This is a genomic window from Pseudomonas sp. Marseille-Q5117 (assembly GCF_946901175.1).
Classification (GTDB): Bacteria; Pseudomonadota; Gammaproteobacteria; order Pseudomonadales; family Pseudomonadaceae; genus Aquipseudomonas; species Aquipseudomonas iranensis.
The window spans coordinates 248293-272382 of record NZ_CAMPPP010000004.1 but is presented as its reverse complement, the minus strand read 5'-3'; the positions used below and the strand labels follow the sequence as shown (position 1 = coordinate 272382).

The 24090-nt window shown below is 58.1% G+C and carries 12 protein-coding genes; 5 read left to right on the top strand and 7 right to left on the bottom strand.

Annotated features, from left to right (window positions below; translation table 11 throughout):
* Positions 1-115 precede the first annotated feature (115 nt).
* Positions 116-493, bottom strand: a complete 378-nt coding sequence (locus OC605_RS09675) for a DUF6124 family protein (RefSeq protein WP_262136882.1) — start codon at positions 491-493, stop codon at positions 116-118.
* 464 nt (positions 494-957) lie between these two features.
* Here OC605_RS09675 and OC605_RS09670 point away from each other — a divergent pair, with 464 nt between their 5' ends.
* The 5 genes from OC605_RS09670 (at position 958) to OC605_RS09650 (ending at position 17356) form a co-directional block, all read left to right on the top strand.
* Positions 958-4146 carry a hypothetical protein gene (locus OC605_RS09670; RefSeq protein WP_262136769.1) on the top strand — a complete coding sequence of 1063 codons (3189 nt, stop codon included), beginning with the start codon at positions 958-960 and terminating at the stop codon, positions 4144-4146.
* 55 nt (positions 4147-4201) lie between these two features.
* A complete protein-coding gene (locus OC605_RS09665) occupies positions 4202-5077 on the top strand; it encodes a hypothetical protein (RefSeq protein WP_186567628.1) in 876 nt (291 codons plus the stop codon).
* Between the two features lie 166 nt (positions 5078-5243).
* Positions 5244-8900 carry a Tc toxin subunit A gene (locus tag OC605_RS09660; protein WP_262136768.1) on the top strand — a complete coding sequence of 1219 codons (3657 nt, stop codon included), beginning with the start codon at positions 5244-5246 and terminating at the stop codon, positions 8898-8900.
* A gap of 40 nt (positions 8901-8940) precedes the next feature.
* Positions 8941-13029 (top strand): neuraminidase-like domain-containing protein, encoded by a 4089-nt coding sequence (locus OC605_RS09655; RefSeq protein WP_262136767.1) that lies wholly within the window; start codon positions 8941-8943, stop codon positions 13027-13029.
* Positions 13022-17356, top strand: coding sequence for a hypothetical protein (locus tag OC605_RS09650; RefSeq protein ID WP_262136766.1), 4335 nt, complete (start codon positions 13022-13024; stop codon positions 17354-17356). Before OC605_RS09655 ends, OC605_RS09650 begins: the two co-directional genes overlap by 8 nt.
* 13 nt (positions 17357-17369) lie before the next feature.
* Here the strand turns inward: OC605_RS09650 and OC605_RS09645 are convergent, their stop codons facing one another.
* From OC605_RS09645 to OC605_RS09620, 6 genes are read right to left on the bottom strand one after another with little or no spacing between them, the layout of a single operon-like run.
* Positions 17370-18698, bottom strand: coding sequence for a DUF58 domain-containing protein (locus OC605_RS09645; RefSeq protein WP_186567638.1), 1329 nt, complete (start codon positions 18696-18698; stop codon positions 17370-17372).
* Entirely contained in the window at positions 18695-19696 is a 1002-nt protein-coding gene (locus OC605_RS09640) for an AAA family ATPase (protein WP_262136765.1), read from the bottom strand. Before OC605_RS09640 ends, OC605_RS09645 begins: the two co-directional genes overlap by 4 nt.
* Positions 19693-20856: a DUF4350 domain-containing protein gene (locus tag OC605_RS09635; protein ID WP_262136764.1), complete on the bottom strand. Its 1164-nt coding sequence runs from the start codon at positions 20854-20856 to the stop codon at positions 19693-19695. Before OC605_RS09635 ends, OC605_RS09640 begins: the two co-directional genes overlap by 4 nt.
* Entirely contained in the window at positions 20853-22391 is a 1539-nt protein-coding gene (locus OC605_RS09630; protein ID WP_262136763.1) for a DUF4129 domain-containing protein, read from the bottom strand. Before OC605_RS09630 ends, OC605_RS09635 begins: the two co-directional genes overlap by 4 nt.
* Entirely contained in the window at positions 22378-23355 is a 978-nt protein-coding gene (locus tag OC605_RS09625) for a stage II sporulation protein M (protein ID WP_262136762.1), read from the bottom strand. The genes OC605_RS09630 and OC605_RS09625 overlap by 14 nt, the downstream gene beginning before the upstream one ends.
* Complete coding sequence (locus OC605_RS09620; protein ID WP_262136761.1) at positions 23352-24068, bottom strand: RDD family protein; 717 nt, start codon at positions 24066-24068, stop codon at positions 23352-23354. The genes OC605_RS09625 and OC605_RS09620 overlap by 4 nt, the downstream gene beginning before the upstream one ends.
* Positions 24069-24090 lie beyond the last annotated feature (22 nt).

Here is a 24090-nt window from a genome sequence, read left to right as displayed (position 1 = left end):
TCGCGAGCAGGCTCGCTCCCACTTTGAATGGCGTTCCAACTGAAGGAATGAGGACAAAATGTGGGAGCGAGCCTGCTCGCGAAGGGGCCGGTCCATGCACCCTCTCTCCGCAGAATCAACCCACCGCGATCGCTCGCTCCTGATCCAGCGCCTTCTCCGCCAGCAATAACCCCATCTCGCTCAACTGATAGATCGCCATCGCCAGATGTCGCGGCTTGTCCTCGAGGCTGTCCGCCAGGTCGAGCAGCAGAATGCTGACCGAAGAAAAGGTTTCGTAGGTTTGAATGGCCATCGCTTCGGGGTTGATGTCGGGCGCGACCATGAACATCTGCATGCCGCGATCGACAGAATTGCTCGAAGGTGGAGCGGTGGGTTTTTTCAGGTAGTGGTCGAGGGCTTTTTCAGCGGCCTCGTGGAGTCTGGTGGAATCGGGAGAAGCGTAGGGGGAAGTCGAGTCTTCGGTTTCGGGGGGATTGGGTGTTGGTTTGATCATTGTCTGCACACTCATAGTTGGGGCATCCACCTCTTCGCGACTAAACGAAAGGGTGGCGGCTGTAAGCAGGTTAGTCGACCGGGAGTGCACAAACCGGCGCGCCCTGAGGCGCCCTGCGAACAGCCACCATCGAGTGCGGGGATAGGGATTACCCGACTTGATGACGCTTATGCGCAATGCACGACCCGGGCGACTAAACCCGGCCACTGATTGGCAGCGGCACGGATCACGTTACGGGGCAGCTTCAAAGCGCACAAGCCGGCGGATTCTGAGTGATGTGTAGGCAACGGCGCAACCCGCTGTAGTCGCGTGTTAATGGCTGAAGGACGTCTGCATGTTGCAGCGTGGGAATAGTTACCGTTGGTCGGGACTGTCAGAGTTGACAGGTGTGCTGGCGAGACGGTCGCGCATTAATGACTGTACGACCTTGCGATTGATCCTCCTAGCAACTCATGGGGTGAGCCATGGAAAAGAAAGATGATGATATCGATAAAAAATCCGCCAACGTCTCGCTTCAGGAATCGGCGATTTCAAGTGACGAGAATTCTTCTGCAAGCAATCAATTGATTATCGAGGAAACGGACGCTTACGCAGAGGATCGGGACAGTGGATTGAACATCAGTGAAGTAATTCGCGCCACCAAAGATGAATACTGGGCAGAGCTGAAAGTCGATTATAACTATAGCCGGGACGGCATGGTCTTTACTTGCTATGTAAGGCAGTACCGCGCGAAAGCCAACAGCCGCTGGAAAGGGAACGTTTGGCTGGGGGCTGGTCCGGCTAACTCCGCTCCCCATCACTTCGGATTGACGGGCGACGCTCGTCAGGATGGTGCTTGGCATGATATTTCCCATGAGGCCATCACTTACACCGCATTCAAGGGCAATACAAGAATAAGTTTTGTTTATGAGTACGACAGAGACGACGTTGACGACGTCCGTTTGGAAAAGTACATCACGGTGGCCTATAAACCTCCTCCCCTTACTCTTGACCCCCTGCGGAATGTGAGTACCTCTACTTTCAATGTTACCGGTGGCGGCGCCGTTGTCGGGGCAACTGTTACGGTTGTCAATGCAGCCGGGCAGAACCTGGGAACGGTTGTGGCTACCGCTGCCAGATGGTCGGTGCGCGTCACTATGCCAAGTCATTTACATCAGATGGACGTTCAAGCCAGGCAGCGAGTCGATGGTAAGGATTCTGATCTGAGTGCAGTCATGTCAGTTTATCTGGTGCGCATCACTTCACCGCAAGCGGGTTCGACCGTACTCATGAAGGATCTGATCTTCAGCGGTACGGCTGCTCCAAATACGCGGCTCATGGTGGTTACTGCTCCGCCTGATTCGCAGGAATTGACCTGGCCTTTTTACACGGAGCTTGGCAACACAGCCTGGCAGAAACGGGCGGACTATTTTCCACCCAGCGGACCCGTCAAGGTTGCGCTTAAAGATGCGGCACCTGGCGCGGGTCAGATTCTAAGCGAGTACGTAACTTTCATCTTTCTGGACTTACCGGAAATTCAGGGTCCACCTGCATCAAGCCTGCAAGAGCAGAATTTCCGTCTGGAAGGCACGGGCGGCCTGCACAATGCCCGGATCGAGGTATTGCCCGATCTGGCTGATGGGCCGCTTTACGGTTCGGCGGTTATTCAGGATGAAGGCGGCAAATGGGTAGTGGAGGTTGAGGTACCGTCGGGGCCGCGCGTTCTTGTTGTCGAACAGTTCTCGAACAGTGTTCCATCCGGACGCAGTGCACCGCGAGCCTTCAAGATTCGCCCTCCAAAACCTGAACTACCAGTAATCGGCTTTCCAGACGAAACAACGGTGATGTTCTCCGGTAAAGGCCACTACGATGCCCACTTCCCCACACGCATCCAGTTCACCGTGAAAACAGGCCAGGGCAATGCGCCGGCTGTTGCCACGGTGCAAAACGACGGTACGTGGGCTACCAGCGCAACGGGCTGGGAATTGGGCAGCCGCACGCTCGAGGCGATTCAACAGATTTACGACAATGCCGGAGGCTGGATCGACTCTTTATCTGTCGAATTCGAGGTCGAAAAGGAGCTGCCCCCCGTCAGCAATGTAAATCACACCGACGACTACCAGCCCACCTTCAGCGGGGAAGGTGTCGCCGGCGCTACCGTCAGAATATGGCTGAGCCAAAGTGAGTTCGCTGCGCCTGATGCACCGGTCAGAAATCGGCAATGGTCGACGCAAGCATCGACCCCATGGGGCCCCACAAACAACCGGAAGATCTCCATACAGCAAACATTAAACGACTTTGAAAGCTGGCTGGAATATCACGTCAGCATCCGGCCTCGGTCACCCATTCTGGACCAGCCTGCGGAAGGGAGCCTCAAGCCGGTCTTCACTGGTCGTTGCGAGTCTGGCGCGGTAGTCAAGATCAAGTTCAGTGATGGCGAGCAATCGTATGACGCTAAAGTCTCGGGGACTGCCTGGGAGTATCAGCGCGATGCGCCGTTTGTCGATGGTAAGACCTATACCGTTGAAGCGACCCAGACGATCGTCGAGCAAACCTCGCTGCCCGTTCGCGTAACCTTTACGGCGTATGCGGAGCGCCTTGTACCCGTGATCACGAGTCCCTCGCCGGACTCAGAAGTCGGCAGTGATGTGGCGGTGATGGGTCGTAACGGCATGCCCGGCGCATCGATGCAGCTGTGGGATGCGCAGTACGAAAAAACCTTGGGCGAGCCGGTGACTATCGTCCAGAACGATTGGTCCATCTGCCTTACCGGACTGAAACGCGGTGAACGGCATATCAGTGCCCAGCAGACCCTGAACGATCGAGAGTCAAAACACAGTGCAATCCTCAAAGTCAAGGTGGTGGTTCTACCGCCTGTGTTCCTCTTTCCGGGCCCGGGGGATGATCTGCCGCGGACCTCAACGATCTCGCTCACAGGTCGGCCGGATGCACTGGTTACCGTCTGGTGTCGGGGGATCGGTGAGCCGTTGCTGCGCGATATCCAGGTCGGTCCTAGTGGCACCGTAGAAGGCAGTATCACGCTGGAGCCGGGGCACAGGCTTCTCTGGGCAACCCAGACATTCGAGGGCGAAACTTCAGCTCCAAGCCCTGACGTACCGTGCCAGGTCGTGCCCAATGCGGTAATGGCCGAGTCACCCGTTACTACAGAACCCCTTGGCAAAACGGCGACGTTTGCCGGGTTTGCGGTGCCTGGCGACTTGATCACGTTACTGCGGGACGGGGAAAAACTGGGACAAGCCACCGTTCTTCCCGATCGAACCTGGTCAATCGACATAGCGTTCGAGCCGCCCGATGGGGACATCACTCTGCACCTCATGGCGTCATTCGATGAGTTTCATTCGAGCCTGAGCGAATGGAAGGGGCAGTTGGGACTTTATCAGCCGCAGTTCACCAAGCCTGAAGCCGGCCAATGGGTGTCGTCACCGGTGGCCCTTGCCGGGACGGGCAAACCGGGCTCTGGAAGATTGACGACATGGTATAGCGCGGATGTTGTGCTCGCTGAACCGGTTACCGTTACCGAGAACGGCTGGGCGGTCGAGTTGAGGTACCCGCTTTCAAGCGCAGGCCAATGGTGCCGGTGGTCACAAACATTCGCCACCGCAAGCCCTCCGTCGGACTTTGTCGACAGTGGCCGTTTCCACGTGCGGGACTGATTGCAGGAACCAGGTCACATTCCACAAACGGAACCTCAGCGAGGAGCGCAACTTTATGTCCGGTGTGAAAAGCGACAACAGCAAGGTCGACAGTCCACCCACTATCGAGTACCCGCGAGAGGGAGATGTCATTGAAGCCAATGGATACTCGATCTGGGGCAGGGGAGAGACCTTTTCGCACACAGCGCAAACTGTCGAATTGTACCGAGTGGAAAATGGCACGAGACGTCATGTCGACACTGTGACACTTCAAGACAACGGTATCTGGTGGGTCATACTCAAGCCTCAATGGGGAGAGGTGACGCTGGTTTGCAAGTATGCAGACTCTTGCGAACTTTCCACCGAAGTCAGCTACCAAGCGACCTTTAAATACACGCCGCCCACCTTGCCTGCACCGACGATTGACAAGCCTACGGAGAAACCTGTGGATCAGACATTCGTTATCGGGGGTGAAGCTAGTTCTCTGTGCTGGGTCAGTGTCTGGCGAGATTTGACCGACGAATTGCTCTATCCGGTTCCAGCGCTCGTCAAGGAGGGGAGATGGGAGATAACAATGTATTTAAAGCCCGGTCGTCACTCGATCGTGGCCAGCCAAAGGTTTCTTTGGGGTGAGCCTTCAAATCGCTCCGCCCCATTTGATCTGTTTGTCCGCCCCGATCAGCTCAAGGAAATTACCCAGGAAACTCTACCTGATGGGCAAGTGAAAATTTCCGGCGCGGGTTGGACCAACGCAACGGTGAGTATGACCATCAAGACTGGCCCGGGAGGCACCGCGCCACCCCCGGTAATAATAGTGAACGAGCATTGGGAAATGACGACACGCGACTGGCAAGGAGGGACTCATGACATCCAGCTCGTACAGAAACTTCCCGACAATGCGGGTGGCTGGATCGAATCGTTGCCTTTTGATTTAGAGGTCAATACGAAGTAGCCCCCAAAGGCCCGCAAAGCCAATGCCGCACCTAATCTCGACGAATGGTCATCAAACCTGTCAGTTATTACAGTGGTCGGCTGGGTTTCAGTAGCGTTGAATAGGCTCTTCCAACGAATGTCGGCAACGTTCCACCATCGCAAACTTACTGCTCAAGGGTGTCCATATGGCTAAGGCAAAAAACTCGAAGCGCCCCAGCGTGGAGCTGTTTGAGCAGGTATTTGGCAAACAGGCCAGGTACAAGAAATTTGCCGCACTGAAAGCGTATCTGGAACGTGGTGACTCGATTTTTCCGCTGGTGGAAAAAGGTCCCGTCCGGCTGGCCGAAGATTTCGGACTCAGCATCGAATATGCACAAAAATTTCTGTTGCGCGCCAATGCACTGGCGATATACCTGCGCCGGCGCTATATCGAACAGTTATTGACCGGCGAGACCACACCATCACCGTACGAGGGGGGCTTCAATACGGGGCCCAGTTACGAGCTTTTGTTTCCCACGAATTTTCATGAATACGCGCCGGTCGGAGCTCTGGAAGATTCAACGGGTGTGGTGGGGTATCTGGTACAGCTTTGGACCTGGGTCCGAGACAATATCGAGCCGTATGGTGATCTCGATCCGGATACCGGCAGACTCTTTATCCATGAGCGTCGTCCCGACATCGAAGCGTTGATGATTGATCACAACGCGATGAACAAGACGATCTCGGCCGTCGACATCATCCTCGATGTCCTGAAAGCATTCATCGCCAAGCACACCGACGGGGCGGATCTGGATGAACAAATGATCGAGCGGCGCCATCCTTATGGGCTGCCGTACTACCGACATTGGGCAACAATCAACGCGGTTGTTATTCATCACGGTCTGTCAGTCGGACATTTTTCGCGCTGGACAAGTGCCCAGTACCCCAACTTTCTTCAACCGGACGCGTGGGATGAGGATGGCGGTCGTGCACTGGAACTTGCCTCGGAGTTGGGGCCGTTTCAGCGGGCATTGTTGACCGAGGATCCTGTTACTGATGACGCCGACCAGGACACCAAAGAGGCGTTTTACGCGAAGAACTACGGGCTGCACGGGGTGGATTTTCAGAGCCTCAATGAAGCGAAGTTCTTCGGCGCGCGAACCCGGCAGGATAGCGAGGCAATCGCAGCCTCGTTGTCGCTGCGTAGCTACGCGCCGACGCGATCGGACAATGTCCATGTCTATGAAGAGTCCGCCACGCATGAAAGCGAGCGTTCCGGTTCTGTTTTCATCAATGCTGGCAAGCCTCCTGCCCTCGATATCGATTACCTGAACTTCTCCCCTCGATTGAGCAAACTTCCCAACATACACCCTGAAACCTACGACCGGATGAACCGCAAACGGCGGCTGGATCTGTGGTTGGATGTGAGTCCGGAGCAAGTTGATCTGTTGTTGGTAGCCGCTTTCAATGCGGAGCGCGCAGGAGACGCTGAGAACCCTGAACCGCCTGACATCTGGATTACCGACAAGACCGTGCAGTCGCTTGGGCTGTTTCAGACCTTGCGTAGAGGTTATGGATGCAAGGCTGCGGATTTCGCCGTGTTTATCGACAAGATGTCGCTTTATGGGCGCGGACAGGCCCCATCCCAGTTTGATGAGATATTCAATAACGTCCTGGGAAACTACCGTGAGCCATTGGTTATCGATGGCGGCGATTTTCCCTTGCTGCTGGCGCCAGGTGTATCGGAACTCACGGTCAACCGAATCTGCAGCGCGTTGAAAATCGACCTGCAAACCTACCAGTATCTGGCGCAGGCGATTGCCCGTGCCCATGGCCTGACCAACAAGCTACAGCGCAGCCCCGAAATTCTATCGGCGTTTTACCGACTGGTGAAACTGCCACGTCTGTTGAACATGACCCCGGTTGAAGGTTTGTCGATGCTCACGGTGCTGGGCGGGGAAGCGTGGGTCAACGGTCTGGCGGGTATACCGGCAATCAGGAAAAACCGCGAGACCAGAAACACAGTACCTGATGTGCTCGATCTTGTTTCGGCACTGGTCTCATGTCGCTACTGGTGCCAGACGCGCAACCTGCCGGTGCCGTGGATGCTGCAACAAGTGACGGCTCCAGAGGTCAGCAATGAGGCATCCGAGCCTGAGCAGCGTTTGTTCGGTTTGATCCATGACTTGCTGGACAAGGCACTGCTGACCAACGCCTCCTTCCTGAGGGATGGCGTGAGAGAGTTGCCTGGCAGGGACTGGAGAGAATTGATGCCTTCACTGACAGACCCACAGGGCCTGGTGAAGTCTTACGATGGCTGCGAGGCCGAGTACCTGATGTTCGCCAGGCAGGAGCTCGACAAGGCGGTGGAAGAAGGATTGAACGAGGACAGCAGCGTGCGTGCTCCGATCGTCGAGATCATGCTGACTGTTCTGTTGCAGGCGCGTGACGCGCAGCTGTCGATCGCTGGCAAGTGTCTGGCGCAATACACCGAATTGGATGCGGAGCGGTCGCTGCGGGTTTTGAGCTGGGCGAATTCTACCGTTTATAAGTTGTTGACAAGTATTGTCGAACACATGGCCGAGGAGTGGATGCTGCCACTGCCATTGCGCAGCGAACCTCTCGATCCGCTCTTCAAGTTGTTGGCTGAAGTGCGTCGGCGCAGCGCCATTGTGAGCGAACTTGACCTGAGTCTCGAAACACTCAGCGAGCTGCTCGATTACGGCATCAACGTGTGGTGGAAGCAAGTCGATCGCCACGCCGTCGTCGTGTCCACGGTGTATTACCTGTCAGTTTTGGCCCACGCCTTCGAGATCAGCGAACCGCCACATACGGATTTGCTTGACTATCTGCGGCAGGTCAACGAATTGGGTGATCCCGACAAGTTGTCCGAGGACGCTCTGCGTCTGGCGCAACAAGCGTCAGTAGTGTGGCTGGCACGGTTATTTGACTGGAGCGAGCAGGAAGTGCACGAGTGTGTCGGGCGAATCGATCCGATACACAGGCTTTTGAAGAACCTTGAACAACTGGATCTGTTGGTCCGGGTTCGCGAACTGGCCAGACATACCGGGATGGATGCACTGACTGTTTTCCTGCTGGGTACGCTGCCCAGGACCGTCGATGGGGCTACGGACAAAGCTGTTTACAAGGATGTTGCCGAACGCGCCTTGTTGAGTCTGACGGAAACGGCGCCAGCGATTCGCCCGTCCGACGAGCTGCGTGCGCCGCTCGTCAACATGCAGATCGTGCCGGACAAGACCACGGTGGTCGCCGGCAGCTCCGACACGATCGTGATCACTATTACCCTGACTGATCAGAACGGCGAGCCGCTCAGCGGAGTGGCCATTCATGGACAGGCCAGCCTTGGCACGGTGGTCACGTCGGTAACTGATCCGGACGGGGTGGCCCAGGCAATATATACGCCAGGCAAAGCCATGGGGACGGAGCGGCTGTTGTTCTGGGTGCAGCTGTTTTCACCGCAGGAAGCGGATCCCGTCCAGTTGACCGATGACGTCGCCACTCTGGTTTTCCCGCCGCCGTTAATGTCCAAAGTGCCGGTAACCCGGGTCGCTGCGGGGCAGACTGTCGAGCTGTCCGCCGTACTTGAGGATGCATTCAAAAATCGGGGCAAGAGCAGGCCGGTGCAGTGGACCGTACAGGCCTATGGCGAAAATTCCTCGCGCAAGGTCGAGGCGGTGATCAAGGCGGCCAGGCTCACCACTCAGGACGGCTTCGCCCGGGCCTTCGTCTCCAGCGTTTCGGGAGGAAAGTTCAGGTTTACCGTGACCTCTACCTCGATGCCTGACGGGGACAGCGTGGACTTCGACTGGATTGAATTTGTACCTGCCGTCCGTCCTCGCTAAACACGATGTCCGCGCAGCCCGTATGACTGGAGCAAGGATCATGAGCCAAAGCATCATCGACGACCTGAACAACCAATATCGCATTGCGCTCACGGAATTCTGCGTGAGCTACTTCGCTGATAAAACACGTCACCGGTATCACAACATCAAAAAACCTGAGCATCTTGATGAATTGCTGCGTCTGGACACGCAGGACAGTCCCAAGGTGCCCAGCGCACGTGGCGCCGAGGGGATCAGCTGTGCGCAGAAGTTCGTCCACGCCGCCTATCAGCGGCTTGAGCCGGGCTATGTGACAGCTCGGTTTCCTCAAGACGATCTCAAGCGCTGGGAGCTTTACAGAAGCTATTCGGACTGGTCGGCATTGCAGATGCTTTTGATCTATCCGGAAAACTACATGACACCGTTCGTGCGGCCGGGCATGACGCAGTTGTTCCTGACGCTGATGACCGATCTGAATCAGACACGGCTCAGTACCGATTCGGTGTCGGTTGCCGTTCGCAACTATCTGAAAGCCTTTGAAGGGTTCTGCAATCTGGAAGTCATCAGTGCTTTCCTGCACGGCGACTCGGCTGTGAAGGGACGCTATTTCTTTATCGGTCGTGAGCGAGTGGCGCCTTACCGATACTTCTGGCGCGAGGCGCAAATCGAACTGACGCCGAGCTGTGCTGCAATCAGTCCGGCGGCATGGGGGCCATGGGCACCCATTGATGTCGGGGTTACCGGAACGGTACTGGATATGCGTCCGGTGTTCTGGAATGGTCGGCCTTGTCTGGTCTGGGCTGAACTTGCAGACGAGCTTGGGAAGGACCAGGAAGGATATGTTCCCTACAAGTTGAGCATCAACCTTGCTTTCAGGTCTCAGAATGGCGACTGGTCGCCTACAACGAATCTGCAAAACATATCCTATCCAGATACGCCTCCTGCTCTTGGCAGTCGCTTGATCGCCACGGTTCAGGTCAGCAAAAGTCATCCCAACGGCTGTCTGGGCGTATTGTTCTTCAACGGTGCCAAGGCAGCGACTCCAGTGTTGCTCGATGCGCTGTTTCGCCCTGTTGCCTGGTATGAGGGCGGCTGGCTGGAAATTCTGGCGGAACGTTTCGACAGCGTCCTGACCGTCCAGCATTCGTTGACTGAGCAAAGCTTGCCGAAGGTTGAAGCCTCGGACGAAGTGAAGGGGACGCTGACTGAGTTCTATGGATTGCACGCCATCCTGCTCACCCACTCCACGGGAGACAAGCTGATTGTTCAGGGCTTTTGCAAAACGAACAGCCAGGGGAGCGCGGCGAACGTCAATTTTGATTTGACACTGACCAACCCTGGGTCAGGCCAAGACCCAGAAATAATTACCGGCTCATTCCCGGGGCTGGGCGGATGGCAGACTGTATCGTTGACTTACACGCGTGCGGCCGGTGGATTTCTCACACCCCTCACTTTCACCTTCGGCGCCAGCGACTCCTCTACAGGTTACGGTAGAAAAAAATTCGTGTTGACCATGACGGGCATCGCGCGCTTCGACCCTGCTGTGCTGGAAAAGAACCGAAACGACGCGGCGCAGTTTTTGGCATTCAACAAGCCGGACACTTTGGCGCGGGTGCGCCTGAACTCGTTGTTCGCCCCGCATCTGGCCGCCCTTGCCAACTTTTCGCTGGATGCCTTGTTCGATTGGACGACGCAGTTCCTGGTTGAACCGGCTTCCGAAGCCGGAGAGGTCAATGAGCCAAACGGTGCATTCGACGGGGCCAACGGCTTGTATTTTTGGGAGCTGTTTTTTTATTTGCATCATCTGGTGGCCGCCCGCCTTCGCGAAGAGAACCGTTATCGCGAGTCCGATCTTTGGTTACGCAGGGTGTTCGACCCGCAAGCCATTGCTGACCCATCGACGACGAAGAGTTCTCCCGCCAAACCGGACTACTGGCGATGCCGCCCGCTGGTGCAGAAAGGCAATGTCGGCCATGAGTGCCTTACAGAGGACGACCCATACGCAGTTGCGTACTCGAACCCGCGACATTTCAGGATTCTGACCTTCATCGAATTCGTCAAGAACCTGATCGAAGAAGGTGACTGGTATTACCGCCAACAGACGCGGGACAGTTTGGTGCTCGCCAAAGAGTGTTATCTGCAGGCCCAAGAGCTAATGGGCGACCCGCCTTCAGCGCGTTCGGTGACGGACTGGCAACCGGTATCGCTCGGGGCGCTACTTGAAAACAGCAGGACACGCCCGGGGCTGGAGGCATTTGAACGTGCTCTGATTTATTCCCTGGCAGACGTACCTCCTTCTGCCCGTTTCAAACCATCGATGGGCATGCTTGCGAGCGGGCCGTTCAAGTTCCCGACCAATGACCGCTTGACGGCGCTGTTCCAACTGCCGCAGCGTCGTCTAAACAACTTGCGCAATTGGTTGAGCATTGATGGCAAGGATCTTTACCTGCCGCTGTATGAACAACCGGGTGATCCTGCGCAACTGTTACGTGATCTGGCTGCTGGACCCAACGCCGGCCCCAGATCAATGGGCGGGGGGGCAGTCGTCAATGCCTATAACTGGCGAGTGACATTCGAGTTCGCGCTGCGCTCCGTGCAGATGTTGAAGGAGTTCGGCGACCGGGTGCTGCGCTTTCTGGAACAGCGCGATACAGCACAACAGGTTGAGATACAGCAACGGCATTTGGTTGAGCAAGGCGAATGGACAAAGGCCATTCAGGAAAAGTCCATCGCTCAAATGGAAGCGACGCTGGTAGCGTTGCAGCAAAGTCGCGAGGCGGTGCAGCAACGTTACGATGGTTTGTCCGAGTGGTTCACTGAAAATGTAAGTGCTGAAGAATACCGGATCATGGATGACATTCTCGCCGCCAAACAACTCAATCAGGCGTCGACGGCCATGGAGGTCACCGCAGCGGCAATGGCCCTCGTACCCAAAATCGCTGGTATGTCCTTCGGCAATATGTTTCCTGAAACTGTGGGCCATGCCGTTGCCCGTGGTATGCAAATTGCGTCCATGGGCAAGTCGGCAGACGCGGAAAAGAGAGCAGTGGCTGAAGGCTATCGTCTGCGTCGCCGCGAATGGGGAATGCAGCGCAACCTCGCGCTCGCTGAACTGTCGGCGCTTGACGAGCAGATCAAGGCGCAGGAAATTGCAGTGGAAGCGGCCCGGGCCAGCGAGCAACTGGTATTGCAGACAAATCGCCAAGCGTTGGCGCTTTACGACTTCTTGCAGAAACGCAGCACTCACAGCCAGTTGTACGACTGGTTGCTGGCACAGCTCAAGGCGCTGTATTACCAGGCTTATGATGCCACGCGCAGCCTGTGCCTCAGTGTGCTGGCATCGCGCGCTGCGCAAACCGGCGATTACGACTCGCGGCCGGCTTTGCCTCAGCCATGGTCGGAGAAACATCATGGTCTGGCGGCTGCCGAGCACCTCAATAACTTTCTGATGAACATCGAGCGCGATCACCTGCAGAGCTATGAGCGGCGTATCGAGCGAATCAAGATCATTTCCTTGCGCCAGCTCTTTGATGATGACGTCGAACCTCAGCTCGATGCACCCACCTGGGCCAAGGCGTTGCAAAAGTTGCAGACCACCGGCCGGCTGGCATTCGAAGTGACAGAGTTGAATCTTAACCGCGGCAGTCCCGGTGAATATTGCCGTCTGATTCAATCGGTTGAAGTGGACCTCCCGGTACTGCTTGCGCCGTATGAGTGTGCTGTCGCCACTGTGAGGCAGAACGGCAGTCGAACCGTCATCAGCCCATCGCCGCGAGTGGTGGACTTTCTACACGGAACCAATGACCAGAATCCACCTGCAGGCATGGTGGTCAATGTGCGCCCAGGACAACAGATCGGAATTTCCGAGGGCGTCAGGGATGATGGACGCGTGGCGGATGAGCAGGACGCGGGCTTGCTTCGCACCTTTGCATGTACGGGAGTCGTTTCATCGTGGTCCATCGAATTTCCGTGGTGGAGCCTGGCCGCGCAGGCTGCTCTGCTCGCGTCCATCACCGACATCATCATCACCATACGTTATACGGCCAAGGCCGGTGAGGCGCCGTTCCGGCTGGCCGTGGAAAATCTGGTAACAGAAGCGATGCAGACCGCCAGTAAGCGCAAGGCCAAACGGAGTCAGCGTCATGTCTGATTACGACGTCAGGGCATTACGGAGTCTGCTGCGCAATGGTGATTTTTCCCTGGGGCTCGAAAGCTGGACAAGAGGACCGGTCAAACCGTCGAACCTTATAACGAAGGCTTTTGAATGTGCAAACGGCGACGAGATACGCGTGCTTTCCGCTTCCGACGGCGCATCCGTTTCTCAACGGATGACGTTATCCAAGAGTGCCGGAATCGACGTCAGGTATGTCTTGAGCTGTCTCAATGTGATGAATCACAGTGAGGACGGCCGCTTGATACTCAGCGTGGAAGGATCCCCCGAAAAGCAGGAAATTGCTTTGCTGGCGGGGCCACTTCGTGATCGGCAGGCCGACCTTGTGGACGAGAACAATGGTCTGGCCCCGATATTCGAACCGCGCGCATACGAAGTGGATGTGACATTGCCCCTTGAGGACAAAAACATACTTCGAGTCGAAGTCATCAGTCCGGGCAACGAAGAAGGTGACTTTACCTCGTCGCTGCTTATCACCGGGCTTGACCTGCAGTTGCATTTGCCGGCGACGCAGGTACAAACATTTGAGCTGGATGGGAAACAGTTTCCACTCCAGCGGGCTGTGCCGCTGTGCTTTGGAGCCCTCGGCGAGCTTTCGCACCGATTCAGATGTGTGCACGCGCAGGATGATGCCTGGCGAGGGACGCAGGCTTCCTTGACTATCGAAAATAATCCTCAGGGCGCAATTGTCGCCGATCCAGACTGTGGCAGGGACAAACCGCTGGATGACTTTTGGCGTTTCGATTGCCCGGAGATCGACGGCGACCGCCCCTATCTTTTCACTCTGCGCTTAGCGAACGAGTTCAACGCCCCCGTGCTGGACATTTCCGTCTCGCTGGGTGATCACCGTTTGAAGTTTCTCCAGTTCGAAAACGCAGCGCATTACGTGGTTCTCGAGCATGGCCAAACGATAAGGGTTGGCGTCCGTGTGGGCTCGTATTACACCCAAAAGGCACTGCAAGGGAAAAAGGTCAGCTGGAAGATAACAGGTACGCGCGCCAAGCCTGCGCCGAAGAGGAACAGGCAGACAACGACGACCGACCGTGAGGGCTGGGCATGGTTTGAACATGTACCGGTTGCAGCCGGCGTTGTGCGCATCGAAACCTCTGTCGAAAGTCTCTATTACCTCGGCGGTGTAGTAACTCACGTCTTTGAGGTCAAGGTATTGGCGACCGACCCGCTGAAGGAGCTTTGCACGCTGGATGTGCAGGGAGTAGCGCAGCCCTGGGAGCAGAAGGGATACCCCAACCGCGGGACAGTGTACGACTTGCGGATCCGCTTCCCTGAGATTCTCTGGGACACCGATGTGAGGCTGCACTGGATTGGTGAACCTGCCGATAAATTGGGTGTTACCGTTTCGCCACCGCTCGAAACAGCCGCTCGTGTAGGTCCGGATGGAATACTTGAATATCGTCTGGATAACGAGGACAGACAGGATGGCCGGTTTTCGCTGCAACTGAGCTCTGCGCATCTGTTGGAAAGCTCGCCTGCCAAACCCATGTCGCTGGCGCGCAATGACGTTATACCTGGTGAGGTGCGAGGGCCTGACAGAACTTGCGTGGTAGGTGAAAACGAAAGTGCACGGATGTGGGTGCAGGTATTGCACAAGACGGCATCAGGACCAAGTGGCCCGGTAGAGGGAGCGCTGGTTTTCTGGAAAAAGCCGGATGGGAGCGTGACGAGGACCCTGACAGGCACCGGTGGTTGGGCCAGTCATAGCCATCAGCCTGGAGGCGCGGGAGACCATCGTGTAACTGCCACCATCAAGGCTCACGAAGAAGCCGAGCCGAGCGAGATGGAATTTGTCGTGAAGGCGATTGCCACCAGCATCTGGAAGGCGCATGTGACATTAACCATGGACGGCGAAGCAATCGATCTCCAGACCATAGGATTGGTTTGCCGGCATGGACAGACACATGTGCTGAAGGTCAGTCCAGTTGCTGGCAGCCCATGGATCGGCAGCAAACGCATCAGTCTGGATTGGCGAGAGGGCGATCCACTGATTGGTCTGAACCCGGCTGATCTCGGCGTTTCTTTCCTGCTGGGGGCTGATGGATTGACATGGACCCTGTCCTCCAGCGCCGCCGAAAGTCTGAGCAGATCCTTTGAGTTGCGTTTGCGAGCCGACGACGTTGCAGACGATCGCGAGTTGTGCGGGCGTTTCATCAATCAGGACCTGACCCGAGAGCTTGGCGTCAGACTGGATCGCGTCTCGGCAGCACTTGACGGGCAGAAACTCTATCCCTGCCTCGGTGCGGATCATCGGTTTACCGTCTGGCTCAATGAGCTAAGTCCGCTGGTGGGCCTGTCAGCAAAGCTGGACTGGTCGGGAACGCCTGACGGCGATTTGGATGCGACCGTGAGTCCGCCCTTGACGCAATCGCAACCGCTGGGTGCAGAGGGCGCCATCTGGGAGCTTGGCTTCAGCGGCAGCAAGACGGCAGGCGACTTTGCGCTCGCTGCAAATCTGCCTCAATTGGCATTCGTCGCCCCCGTCACTCCCATGGTTCTGGCAAATAATGCCCTGAGTTTCAATTACATAGTGGAATCACCGGTGGACCCGGTAGTGGATCTGGATCGAGCCTGGACGTGGGCTAATGTGGTATCGCGTTTTACCGGGAAGGCGGCTGCCAATGTGCCGGTGTCATGGCGCTCTGGCGGTGACCCCGTAGCGGTCAACACCGACAGCGAAGGAAACTCCGGTTTTGCCGTTCTGCCAGTGAGCGCCGGCGTGCATACGGTGCGGGCGACTTTGCTCAGCCCCTACGACAGTTCCACCGAGGAGCGAAACGCCACATTCACGCCGCTGGCAGAAGATCTGTGGCCGCGGGTCAAGGTCAGCTTCGATGGCCAGACCAGTCAGGTTTGGGGCAGCGCCACGGGGTTTCCCCGCCGCAATGGCATTCACAGTATCGTGGCGTTTTTCCCGGAGGAGTTCGAGGGACAAACCGTACGTCTGGGTCATATCGGCACTGCACCATCAACCCTGGGCAATAGCTATGAGCCAGAGCTGGGCGTGGCGCAGGTCGTCACCAACGCAATGGCGAGGTTTGAGTTGCGCGCGGGAAATCTAACGGACGGCAGTTTTGCGTTGCGATTCTCCGCCGAGCGGCTGGCAAGGCTGTCGCCGACCAATGCGATGTCGCAGGGTACAGGTTCGCGGGTGATGAAAATCAGCTCGTCGGCCACCAAGGCCGGTGCGCAGCTTCTTTGGTGCGATGTCTTCGAGGAGGCCATCCAGGTCGTATCATCCATCAGTGGAAAACCGATGTCAGGAGTCTTGGTAACGTTCACGCACCCTGACCTGGGTGTTCTGGATGCCGAGACCGATTTTTACGGAAGGGCGTCGGTACGCTTTGTTCCTACAATTCCAGGTAACAGTCAAGTCATCGCAACGGTTGGCGATACTGTCAATTCGGCTTCGATTGCAATGGGTCTTTTCCTCGCGCAACCGAGGCGGATCGCCGAGCTTTATGAGTCGTCCGACTCACGCCAGCCTGCCGACGAAGCTCAAGCGCAGGCGAAGGCCAAAGTAACTTCTACGCTCACCGGATTACCTTTGGCAGGAGTGACCGTGACGTGGGAGTTTGCCGGGTACGTCGTGAGTTCGGTGACCGATTCCGCGGGTATCGCAGATTGGACTCACAAGGTTTTGAATGAAGGGGATGGTGCTCTAACGGCAACGGTTGAAGGGGGGCTTGGCGGTTGGGATATGGCTGTATTGGCTTATAGCGGGCAACTGCCGATTATTGAATCGCTCAATTGCGACAGGACCATGATCTATCGCGCAGATGAGGTGAACGCCTGGGCAGTCGTCAATATCCACTCCGGAGGCACACCCGCAACAAACCTGCCAGTCAACTGGCGATACGCCGGTAAATCGCTGCCCACATCGATTTCCGACGAGTACGGGATTGCTCAAGCAACATTTCTGGCTGCTGAAGTCGGGGAGTTTGAACTGGAGGCTTCACTGAATCTGGCCACAGGTTCGGTAACACGGAAGATCAACGTGCTTGCTCGGCCGAGCGTTATCTTGCGTTTGATTAATGCGTCACCGCTCATTGGTCAAGTGGGCAAGCCCGTGACAATCAAGGTTCAGGTCGTAACTATTCTGAGCGAGCCAGTCGTGGGCATGAGCGTGTTCTGGACCGTTAAGGGTGTGCCGTTGAGAGGAACTCCCAGCGATGAGAAGGGATGGTCAAAAGTGGTTTATGAACCCACGGCAACGGGCTCTGTCGATGTCAAGGCAATAGTGAACAATCCTGTGGGAGCAGCTGAAAACTCGCTGACTCTGGTCGTGATCTGAATGTGCCGTCGGATTAGAACGTGGCGGATTTTTTCCACTGAAAATAGCGCTTCACCAGTGCGGCTCCCAATCCTGCGGGGCGGACGTCCACCACATTAACTCCATGAGCACTCAGCCGCTCATGGAGTTCCGAACGCTCATTAAGGAAGTTGACGGTGCCGCAGTAGGCCAATGCCTCGGGCAGCGTTTGCACCGCGGTCTGACGCATCGCATCCAGCGCTTCTTCGCGCAGACTCGCCACCAGCACTCGGTGTGCTGCGCTCAGGCGCTTGACCGCGCCCAGCAGTTCATCATCTTCATCGCGCAAATTGGTCACCAGCACCACCAGCGCCCGGCGCTTCTGCCGAGCCAGCAACTGGTTGGCAGCAGCCTGAAAATCAGCAGGACGCTGCGTACTCTCGAGGTCATAAATCGCATTGAGCAGCACATTCAGTTGACCGCTGCCTTTGACCGGCGCCACGTAGCGCGGTTGATCGCAGGCAAACGTACTCAACCCCACCGCATCGCCCTGACGCAACGCCACATAGGCGAGCAACAGACAGGCATTGAGCGCGTGGTCGAAGTGCGACAACTCACCATCCTGACTGCGCATTTGCCTTCCGCAATCGAGCAGAAGAATGATCTGTTGATCGCGTTCATCTTCGTACTCGCGCGCAATCGGCGTGCGTTGGCGGGCGGTGGCTTTCCAGTCGATCTGGCGCAGGCTGTCGCCCTCGCGAAATTCGCGCAACTGATGGAATTCCATGCCCTGACCACGACGTTGCCGTTGGCGTATACCGAGCTGGCTGAGCCAGTTGTCGACGGCGCGCAACTCACCTCCGTACAGTCGGGCGTAGTCCGGGTAGACGCGGGTCTGATCGGCGATCTTCAGCAGGCGCTTGCCTGACCACAATCCCAGCGGGCTCGGCAGGTTGGCTTCGCAGTGTTCGAAGCTGAAATGCCCGCGCCTGGTTGGGCGCAAGCGGTAACTGATGTGGCTGATTTGGCCGGTTCGAAGCTCGACGTTCAGTGGCAAATGTTCAAATGCGAGACCGTCAGGAATGTGGTCGAAAAGGTCAATGTCCAGTGGCTCGGCGAAGTCATGGCTGATTTCCAGTTTCACCTCTGCCCAGCGTCCCAGAGCCAGGCTGCCGGGCATCTGCCGCTTGATGCGTGGCGAGGGCAGGCGCCTGAGGCGCACAGCGTCGATAACCGCCAGGGCCAACAGCGCGAGCAGCAGCCCCCAGTTGATCGAAATCAGGCTGGACGGGAGGTCGATCTGCAAGGCCTGCAAAGTGCCGAGCACAATGCTGGAAACCAGCAGCAGAGCCAGCCAGATCAGCAGCAGGCGCGCGGGTTTCACAGGCGCGGCGCCGGCACTTGATCGAGCATTTGCTGCAGCACCTGATCGACCTGCAACCCTTCGATATCCAGCTCCGGAGCGATGCGCACGCGATGGCGCAGCACGGCCAGCGCGCAGCCTTTGATGTCATCCGGGATTACAAACTCGCCGCCGCGCAACAAGGCGCGGGCACGGGCGCAACGCACCAGTGCAATCGAGGCGCGCGGCCCGGCGCCGAGGGTGAGGCCCGGCCAGCTGCGCGTGCTGCGCGCCAGGCGCACGGCGTAATCGAGCACCTGATCATCCAGCGGCAGATCGCTGGCAATACGCTGCAACGCCTGCACGTCTTTGGCTTGCAACACTGTGCGTAGCGGTTGCACATCGAGCATGTCGGCGCGGGTCGAACGACAGACCTGACGGACCATGTTCAGCTCCTGATCGGCGTCGGGATAATCCATGCGCACCTTGAGCATGAAACGGTCGAGCTCGGCTTCCGGCAGCGGATAGGTGCCTTCCTGTTCGATCGGGTTCTGCGTCGCCAAAACCATGAACGGTTGCGCGATGGGCAGGGGGCGACCTTCGAGTGTCACCTGGCGTTCCTGCATGGCTTCGAGCAATGCCGCCTGGGTTTTTGCCGGGGCGCGGTTGATCTCGTCCGCCAGCAGCAGGTTGGTGAACAGCGGGCCTTTGCGCAGCTTGAACTGCTCGGTCTGCAAGTCATACACGGCGTGGCCGGTGACGTCGCTGGGCATCAGATCGGGGGTGAACTGGATGCGCGCAAATTCGCCGCCGAAGCATCGCGCCAGTGCCCGCACCAGCAAGGTCTTGCCCAGACCGGGCACGCCTTCGAGCAGCACGTGGCCGCCGGCAATCAGCGCGGTCAGGACATCGTCGACCACTGCATCCTGGCCGATCAGCGCCTTGTTCAATTCGTTGCGCATCGCCTGCGCCAACTGGCTGGCGCGCTGGCGCTGCTGGGCAGCATGAGTCACGCTGCCGGGCTCGATCTGTTCAGTCATAACGCGTTCCTCAAGGTTTGCAGATGAGCGACCTGCCGGCTGAATTCGGCGCTGGACAAACGCTGCTTCGGTCGTGGGCTCAGGGCCTGGCTGATGGCGCGGGTGGGTTGCCGGGTCAGGCGCGATAACGCCAGCCACTGTTCGGCGACATTCAATTGATCGAAACCGGGATGGCGGCGGCGGGCGCGGCGCAGGATGTCTTGTTGCAAGGCTTGCAGCAGCGCCTGCTGGCCGTTGTGACGCAGGAGGAAATCGGCACTGGCACGCAGATGCTCCAGCAGTTGGCGGCGACCTGCTGGCGCCGGCATTTGCACCGGGCCGTGACGCACGCCGGCCTGCCACAACCACAGGCCGATCAAGGCGAGCAGGGCGACGATGGCCTGCGGGAAGTAGCGCCAGAGCAAGGTCCACAAGCCATCGTGCGCCGTGTTGTAAATCAGCGTGACGTCGGTGTCGGCGCTCAGATACCAGAGCAGCCAGGCGTTGTCGTACTTGCCGATAGCGCCGGTTTTCCATAACTCGGCATCGGTGACCACGGTGATCGTGCCGAGGCCGTACACCCGTTGCATCATGTGCGTGGCCTTGGCGCTGTTGGCCCAGGCTTGCGCGACATTGTTCGGGTCGTCGAGGTGGAAGTCGGTGTCGAAACCGGCGTAGGCCGGCGCGTCTTCGTCTTCCAGATACAGTTTGGTCAGTTTCGGGAAGCGGTCTTTTTCCACGTCCCCTGAAGGATCTTTCAAGTCCTTGCTCAGCGATTGGTGCAGTTGCACCTTATCGAGCAGCAGATCATTGCTTTGCCCGGTTTGCGCATCCCACAGCGATTCAGCGACAAATACCAAGCGTCCGCCGGCGCGAGTCCAGTTCAACACCTGATCGACTTCACGCGGCGTCATCCGCGCGCGCTCGCCGAACAACAACAAGGTGTGGCTGTGCGGATCGATCTGCGGCAGTACCGCCAGGGTCTCGGTGTGACTGACCGCGAGGCCGCGCTCGCGCAGGAACATTTCCGCCGCCAGATAAGGATTGGCTTGCGCGGCAGGCGAGGGGCCGTGATCGACGGTTTCCTGATAGGGCCGGGCCTTGAGGAAGAGGAACAGGCTCAAGCCGCCAAGCAGCACAAGCGCCAGCGCAGCCAACGACCAGCCGATGCGCCGGTTCAATGCCCGGATCCTTTGCCGAACAATTCACGCCAGCCGTTGCACAGCTCTGCTTGCAGGTGCGCAGCTGGAAGTCGGTGCCCGTAGGCCATGTTCTGCCAGTGAACAGTGAGTTTGCGGCTGTAGGCGAGCAGGTCCGGGCGTTGCAATTGCTCAATGCGTTTGAGGATCTGGTTTTCGGTGTCGGCGGCTTTCAGCGTCAGTGCGAAATCATGCAACAGATGGCTGAGCAGGCCGCGATAAAGCAGACCCAGCGCGGCGCGAGGTTCGCTCAGCCACAATTGTTCGGCGCTGCTGGCAATGTCATCCGGCAGGGTTTCACGGTTCAGATCCAGCCCGAAGACCTGTGGCGACGCCGGCGGTTTGCTGCGCGCTGGCAGGTTCGGGCGGCGGCTGACGAAAGCCCGGAGGAATTCGCGATAACGCCAGGCCAGCCAGCCCAGCGCAGCAATCAGCGTGCCCCACAACAGCACCTCAATCACGCCGGCGAGGGTATCGAGGTGTCGACCGTCGAGCCAGCCGAGCAGGGTTTTCAGCCACTGCGGTGCCTCACCCGCTTGCGCGTCTTTGGCGGGACTTGCCGGGTCGTCGCCAAAGCGATAACGGGTGACGCTTTCCTTGTTCTTGAACGGCGGTTGCTCAAGCAGCGACTGGATGCTGTCACGCGAGGCCTGACTGGTCAGCGGCTGATTGAGCAACCTTGGAGCATCCGGTGCATCGCTGGCCCATGCTGGTTGCAGATTCGGCAGCAACAGACACACCGCCAGCAACATCCCGAGCACGCCGTTGTTCAAGCGCTGGCGCAAACGGCGGAAGATCAGCTCGATGTCCCAGGCTTCCAGTTGCGTGCGGCGGTTCAGGTAGAGGCTGAAACCGCAGGCAACATAAATCGGCCCCCAGACCACCAGAATCAATGCGTAAAAAGCGTTGGTCAGGTGTTCCAGCCATTTCCAGTCCTGATCGGCGGCGAGCAGCAGCGACTGCCAGTCCCAGTCGGTTTCGATCTGCTGCGGCAAGAGCATGTAGAACAGCAGCATCAAGCCGATCCACAGTGCGGTTTCCAGATGCACTCCGATGATCGTCAACCATTGCGCGGCGCCGCCGTTGCGTTGCAGCAGCACCTGCAGACGTTGTTGTCGGGCCTCGCCGTCGAGGCCTTCGAGTTGCGTCACCGGCAGTACAAAGCTGCGACTCAGGCTCAGTCGTCGCCAGGTCAGACTCGCCAGCACTTGCGGCCTGAGCAGGCGCGGCCATTCACGCAGGGCTTGCTTGAGCGTCGGGGTTTCGCCGAACAGCGCTTTGGAGAGGATGTACAACGGCAGGCGTTCGAAGGCCGGTTTCAGCCACCAGAAAATGAACACCGCCAACGACGGCGAATCCCACAGCAACAGGCTGAGGACGGCGAACAGCGGCAGGGTGACGATCGCCCAACTGGTCATCAACAACCGCCGATGCTGCTGGCTCATCAGTACGCCCAGGTCCATGGCTTCCCAGGTCGTGCGCGGGCGGATCACTACGCTGGCGTCACTCAGGCGCATGGCGGGTCCTTCCGGCAAACAGCAGATACACCGCGACGGCCAGCCACAGCGCGGTGCCGACGGCGTATTTGGTCAGCGGCGTGACACTGGTTTTCGACGACCAGTAAGCCTCGATAAAAGCGGCGATCAGCAGGAACAGCATGACCCCGCACACCAGCAACACGCTCTTGCGCGCAGCCAGCCGGAGTGCCTCGCCGCGTGTCAGGCAGCCCGGTGCAATCAGCGCCCAGCCCAATTTGAGGCCCGCCGCTCCGGCGAGGGCAATCGCCGTTAGTTCGAATGCGCCGTGACCGATGACGAACGACCAGAAGGTCTGGCCAAAACCGATCTCGCTGAGATGCCCGGCCACCGCGCCGATGATCATGCCGTTGTATAGCAGAAAGAATCCGCTGCCCACGCCCATCAGCAAACCGCTGGCGAATGTCTGAAAGGCGATGCCCGTGTTGTGCATGACGTAATAGCCGAACATCACCCAGTCTTCGCTGGCCGCCCGCTCGGCCGAGCGTCCGAGGTGGCCGGCAACGGGGTCGTACATCCCTTGCATTTCGCGCACCTGTTCGGCAGGGATCAGGTTGTAGATCAGTTCCGGGTTCAGATAAACCAGCACGCCGAAACCGATCAGGCTGCCGAAGAACAACAGGCTGGCGGCCGCAACAAAGCGCCACTGTTCGCGCACCAGTCGCGGGAAGTCGGCGAGGATAAAGCTGATGATGAGCGCCCCGAGGCGACTGCGATGCCGATAGAGCTGTTGATGGCCGCGCAGCACTTGCTGCTGTAATGAATCGATCAGAAAACTGCTGTAGCCACGCGCCTGGGCCAGAGCCAGATGTTGGCAGAGACGTCGATAGGCCTTGGGAAAATCGCTGACTTGCGCCGTATCCTTGCCGTGTTCGAGGCGTTCAAGCGCCACGGCGAAACGCTCCCATTCGGCCTTGTGGCGACTTTCGAACAGGCTCTGCTTCATGGGGTCGGCCCCAACAGGCCGCGCGCGATGCCATTGAGTTCAGACACGGCTTTGGGCGCAGAGATGTGCAGCGGCTGCGCCAGCAATGCCGCCAGCTCGTTGACCCGTGCGGGAGAGAGTTCGGCCTGACGCTCGGCGAAACCGAGTACCGCGCGTTGTTCGCTCAAGGTCAGTGGAACGGGGCAGCGACGAGGTTCGGCATCAGGTAATTGCGGTCGGCTCAGCGGCCGCTCGCTGTATACCACCAAGGTGCCGGCGGCAATGTCGCCGAGGCGTTTGAAGGTCGGGTGTTGCAGGCAACTGATCGCACCGAGGAAATAGCCGAAGGGCAGCAAATCGACAAAACGCAGCAGGTTGCGCAATAGCGAGGCCGACCAGCCGATCGGAGTGCCGTCATCGTGTACCACGCGCAACCCCAGCCATTGCTTACCCGGCGAGCGGCCCTGACGCAGCACCTCGAACAACACCATGTACCACCAGCTGATGGCAAACAGCAGCAAGGAACCGAGGCCCATGCCGAGCTTGCCGAGAAATGCCAGCGCGATGAACAGCACACCGAGGATCAAGCCGCGAATGCCCAGATCGATGGCAAACGCCACGGCGCGCACCATCAGCCCGGCAGGGCGCAACGGCAGGTCGATGCCTTCCGGCGTTTCGACCTGATGGCGCGTATCCAGCGGTGCTTTCCTTCGCGGTGCTGTGGGCTCGAGCATGGGCTACCTGATGTTCGCCTGT

Excerpts from the sequence above, each read along its gene's own strand:
- OC605_RS09675 (WP_262136882.1), bottom strand. The coding sequence starts at position 493 with ATGATCAAACCAACACCCAATCCCCCCGAAACCGAAGACTCGACTTCC.
- OC605_RS09670 (WP_262136769.1), top strand. The coding sequence starts at position 958 with ATGGAAAAGAAAGATGATGATATCGATAAAAAATCCGCCAACGTCTCG.
- OC605_RS09665 (WP_186567628.1), top strand. The coding sequence starts at position 4,202 with ATGTCCGGTGTGAAAAGCGACAACAGCAAGGTCGACAGTCCACCCACT.
- OC605_RS09660 (WP_262136768.1), top strand. The coding sequence starts at position 5,244 with ATGGCTAAGGCAAAAAACTCGAAGCGCCCCAGCGTGGAGCTGTTTGAG.
- OC605_RS09655 (WP_262136767.1), top strand. The coding sequence starts at position 8,941 with ATGAGCCAAAGCATCATCGACGACCTGAACAACCAATATCGCATTGCG.
- OC605_RS09650 (WP_262136766.1), top strand. The coding sequence starts at position 13,022 with ATGTCTGATTACGACGTCAGGGCATTACGGAGTCTGCTGCGCAATGGT.
- OC605_RS09640 (WP_262136765.1), bottom strand. The coding sequence starts at position 19,696 with ATGACTGAACAGATCGAGCCCGGCAGCGTGACTCATGCTGCCCAGCAG.
- OC605_RS09630 (WP_262136763.1), bottom strand. The coding sequence starts at position 22,391 with ATGCGCCTGAGTGACGCCAGCGTAGTGATCCGCCCGCGCACGACCTGG.
- OC605_RS09625 (WP_262136762.1), bottom strand. The coding sequence starts at position 23,355 with ATGAAGCAGAGCCTGTTCGAAAGTCGCCACAAGGCCGAATGGGAGCGT.
- OC605_RS09620 (WP_262136761.1), bottom strand. The coding sequence starts at position 24,068 with ATGCTCGAGCCCACAGCACCGCGAAGGAAAGCACCGCTGGATACGCGC.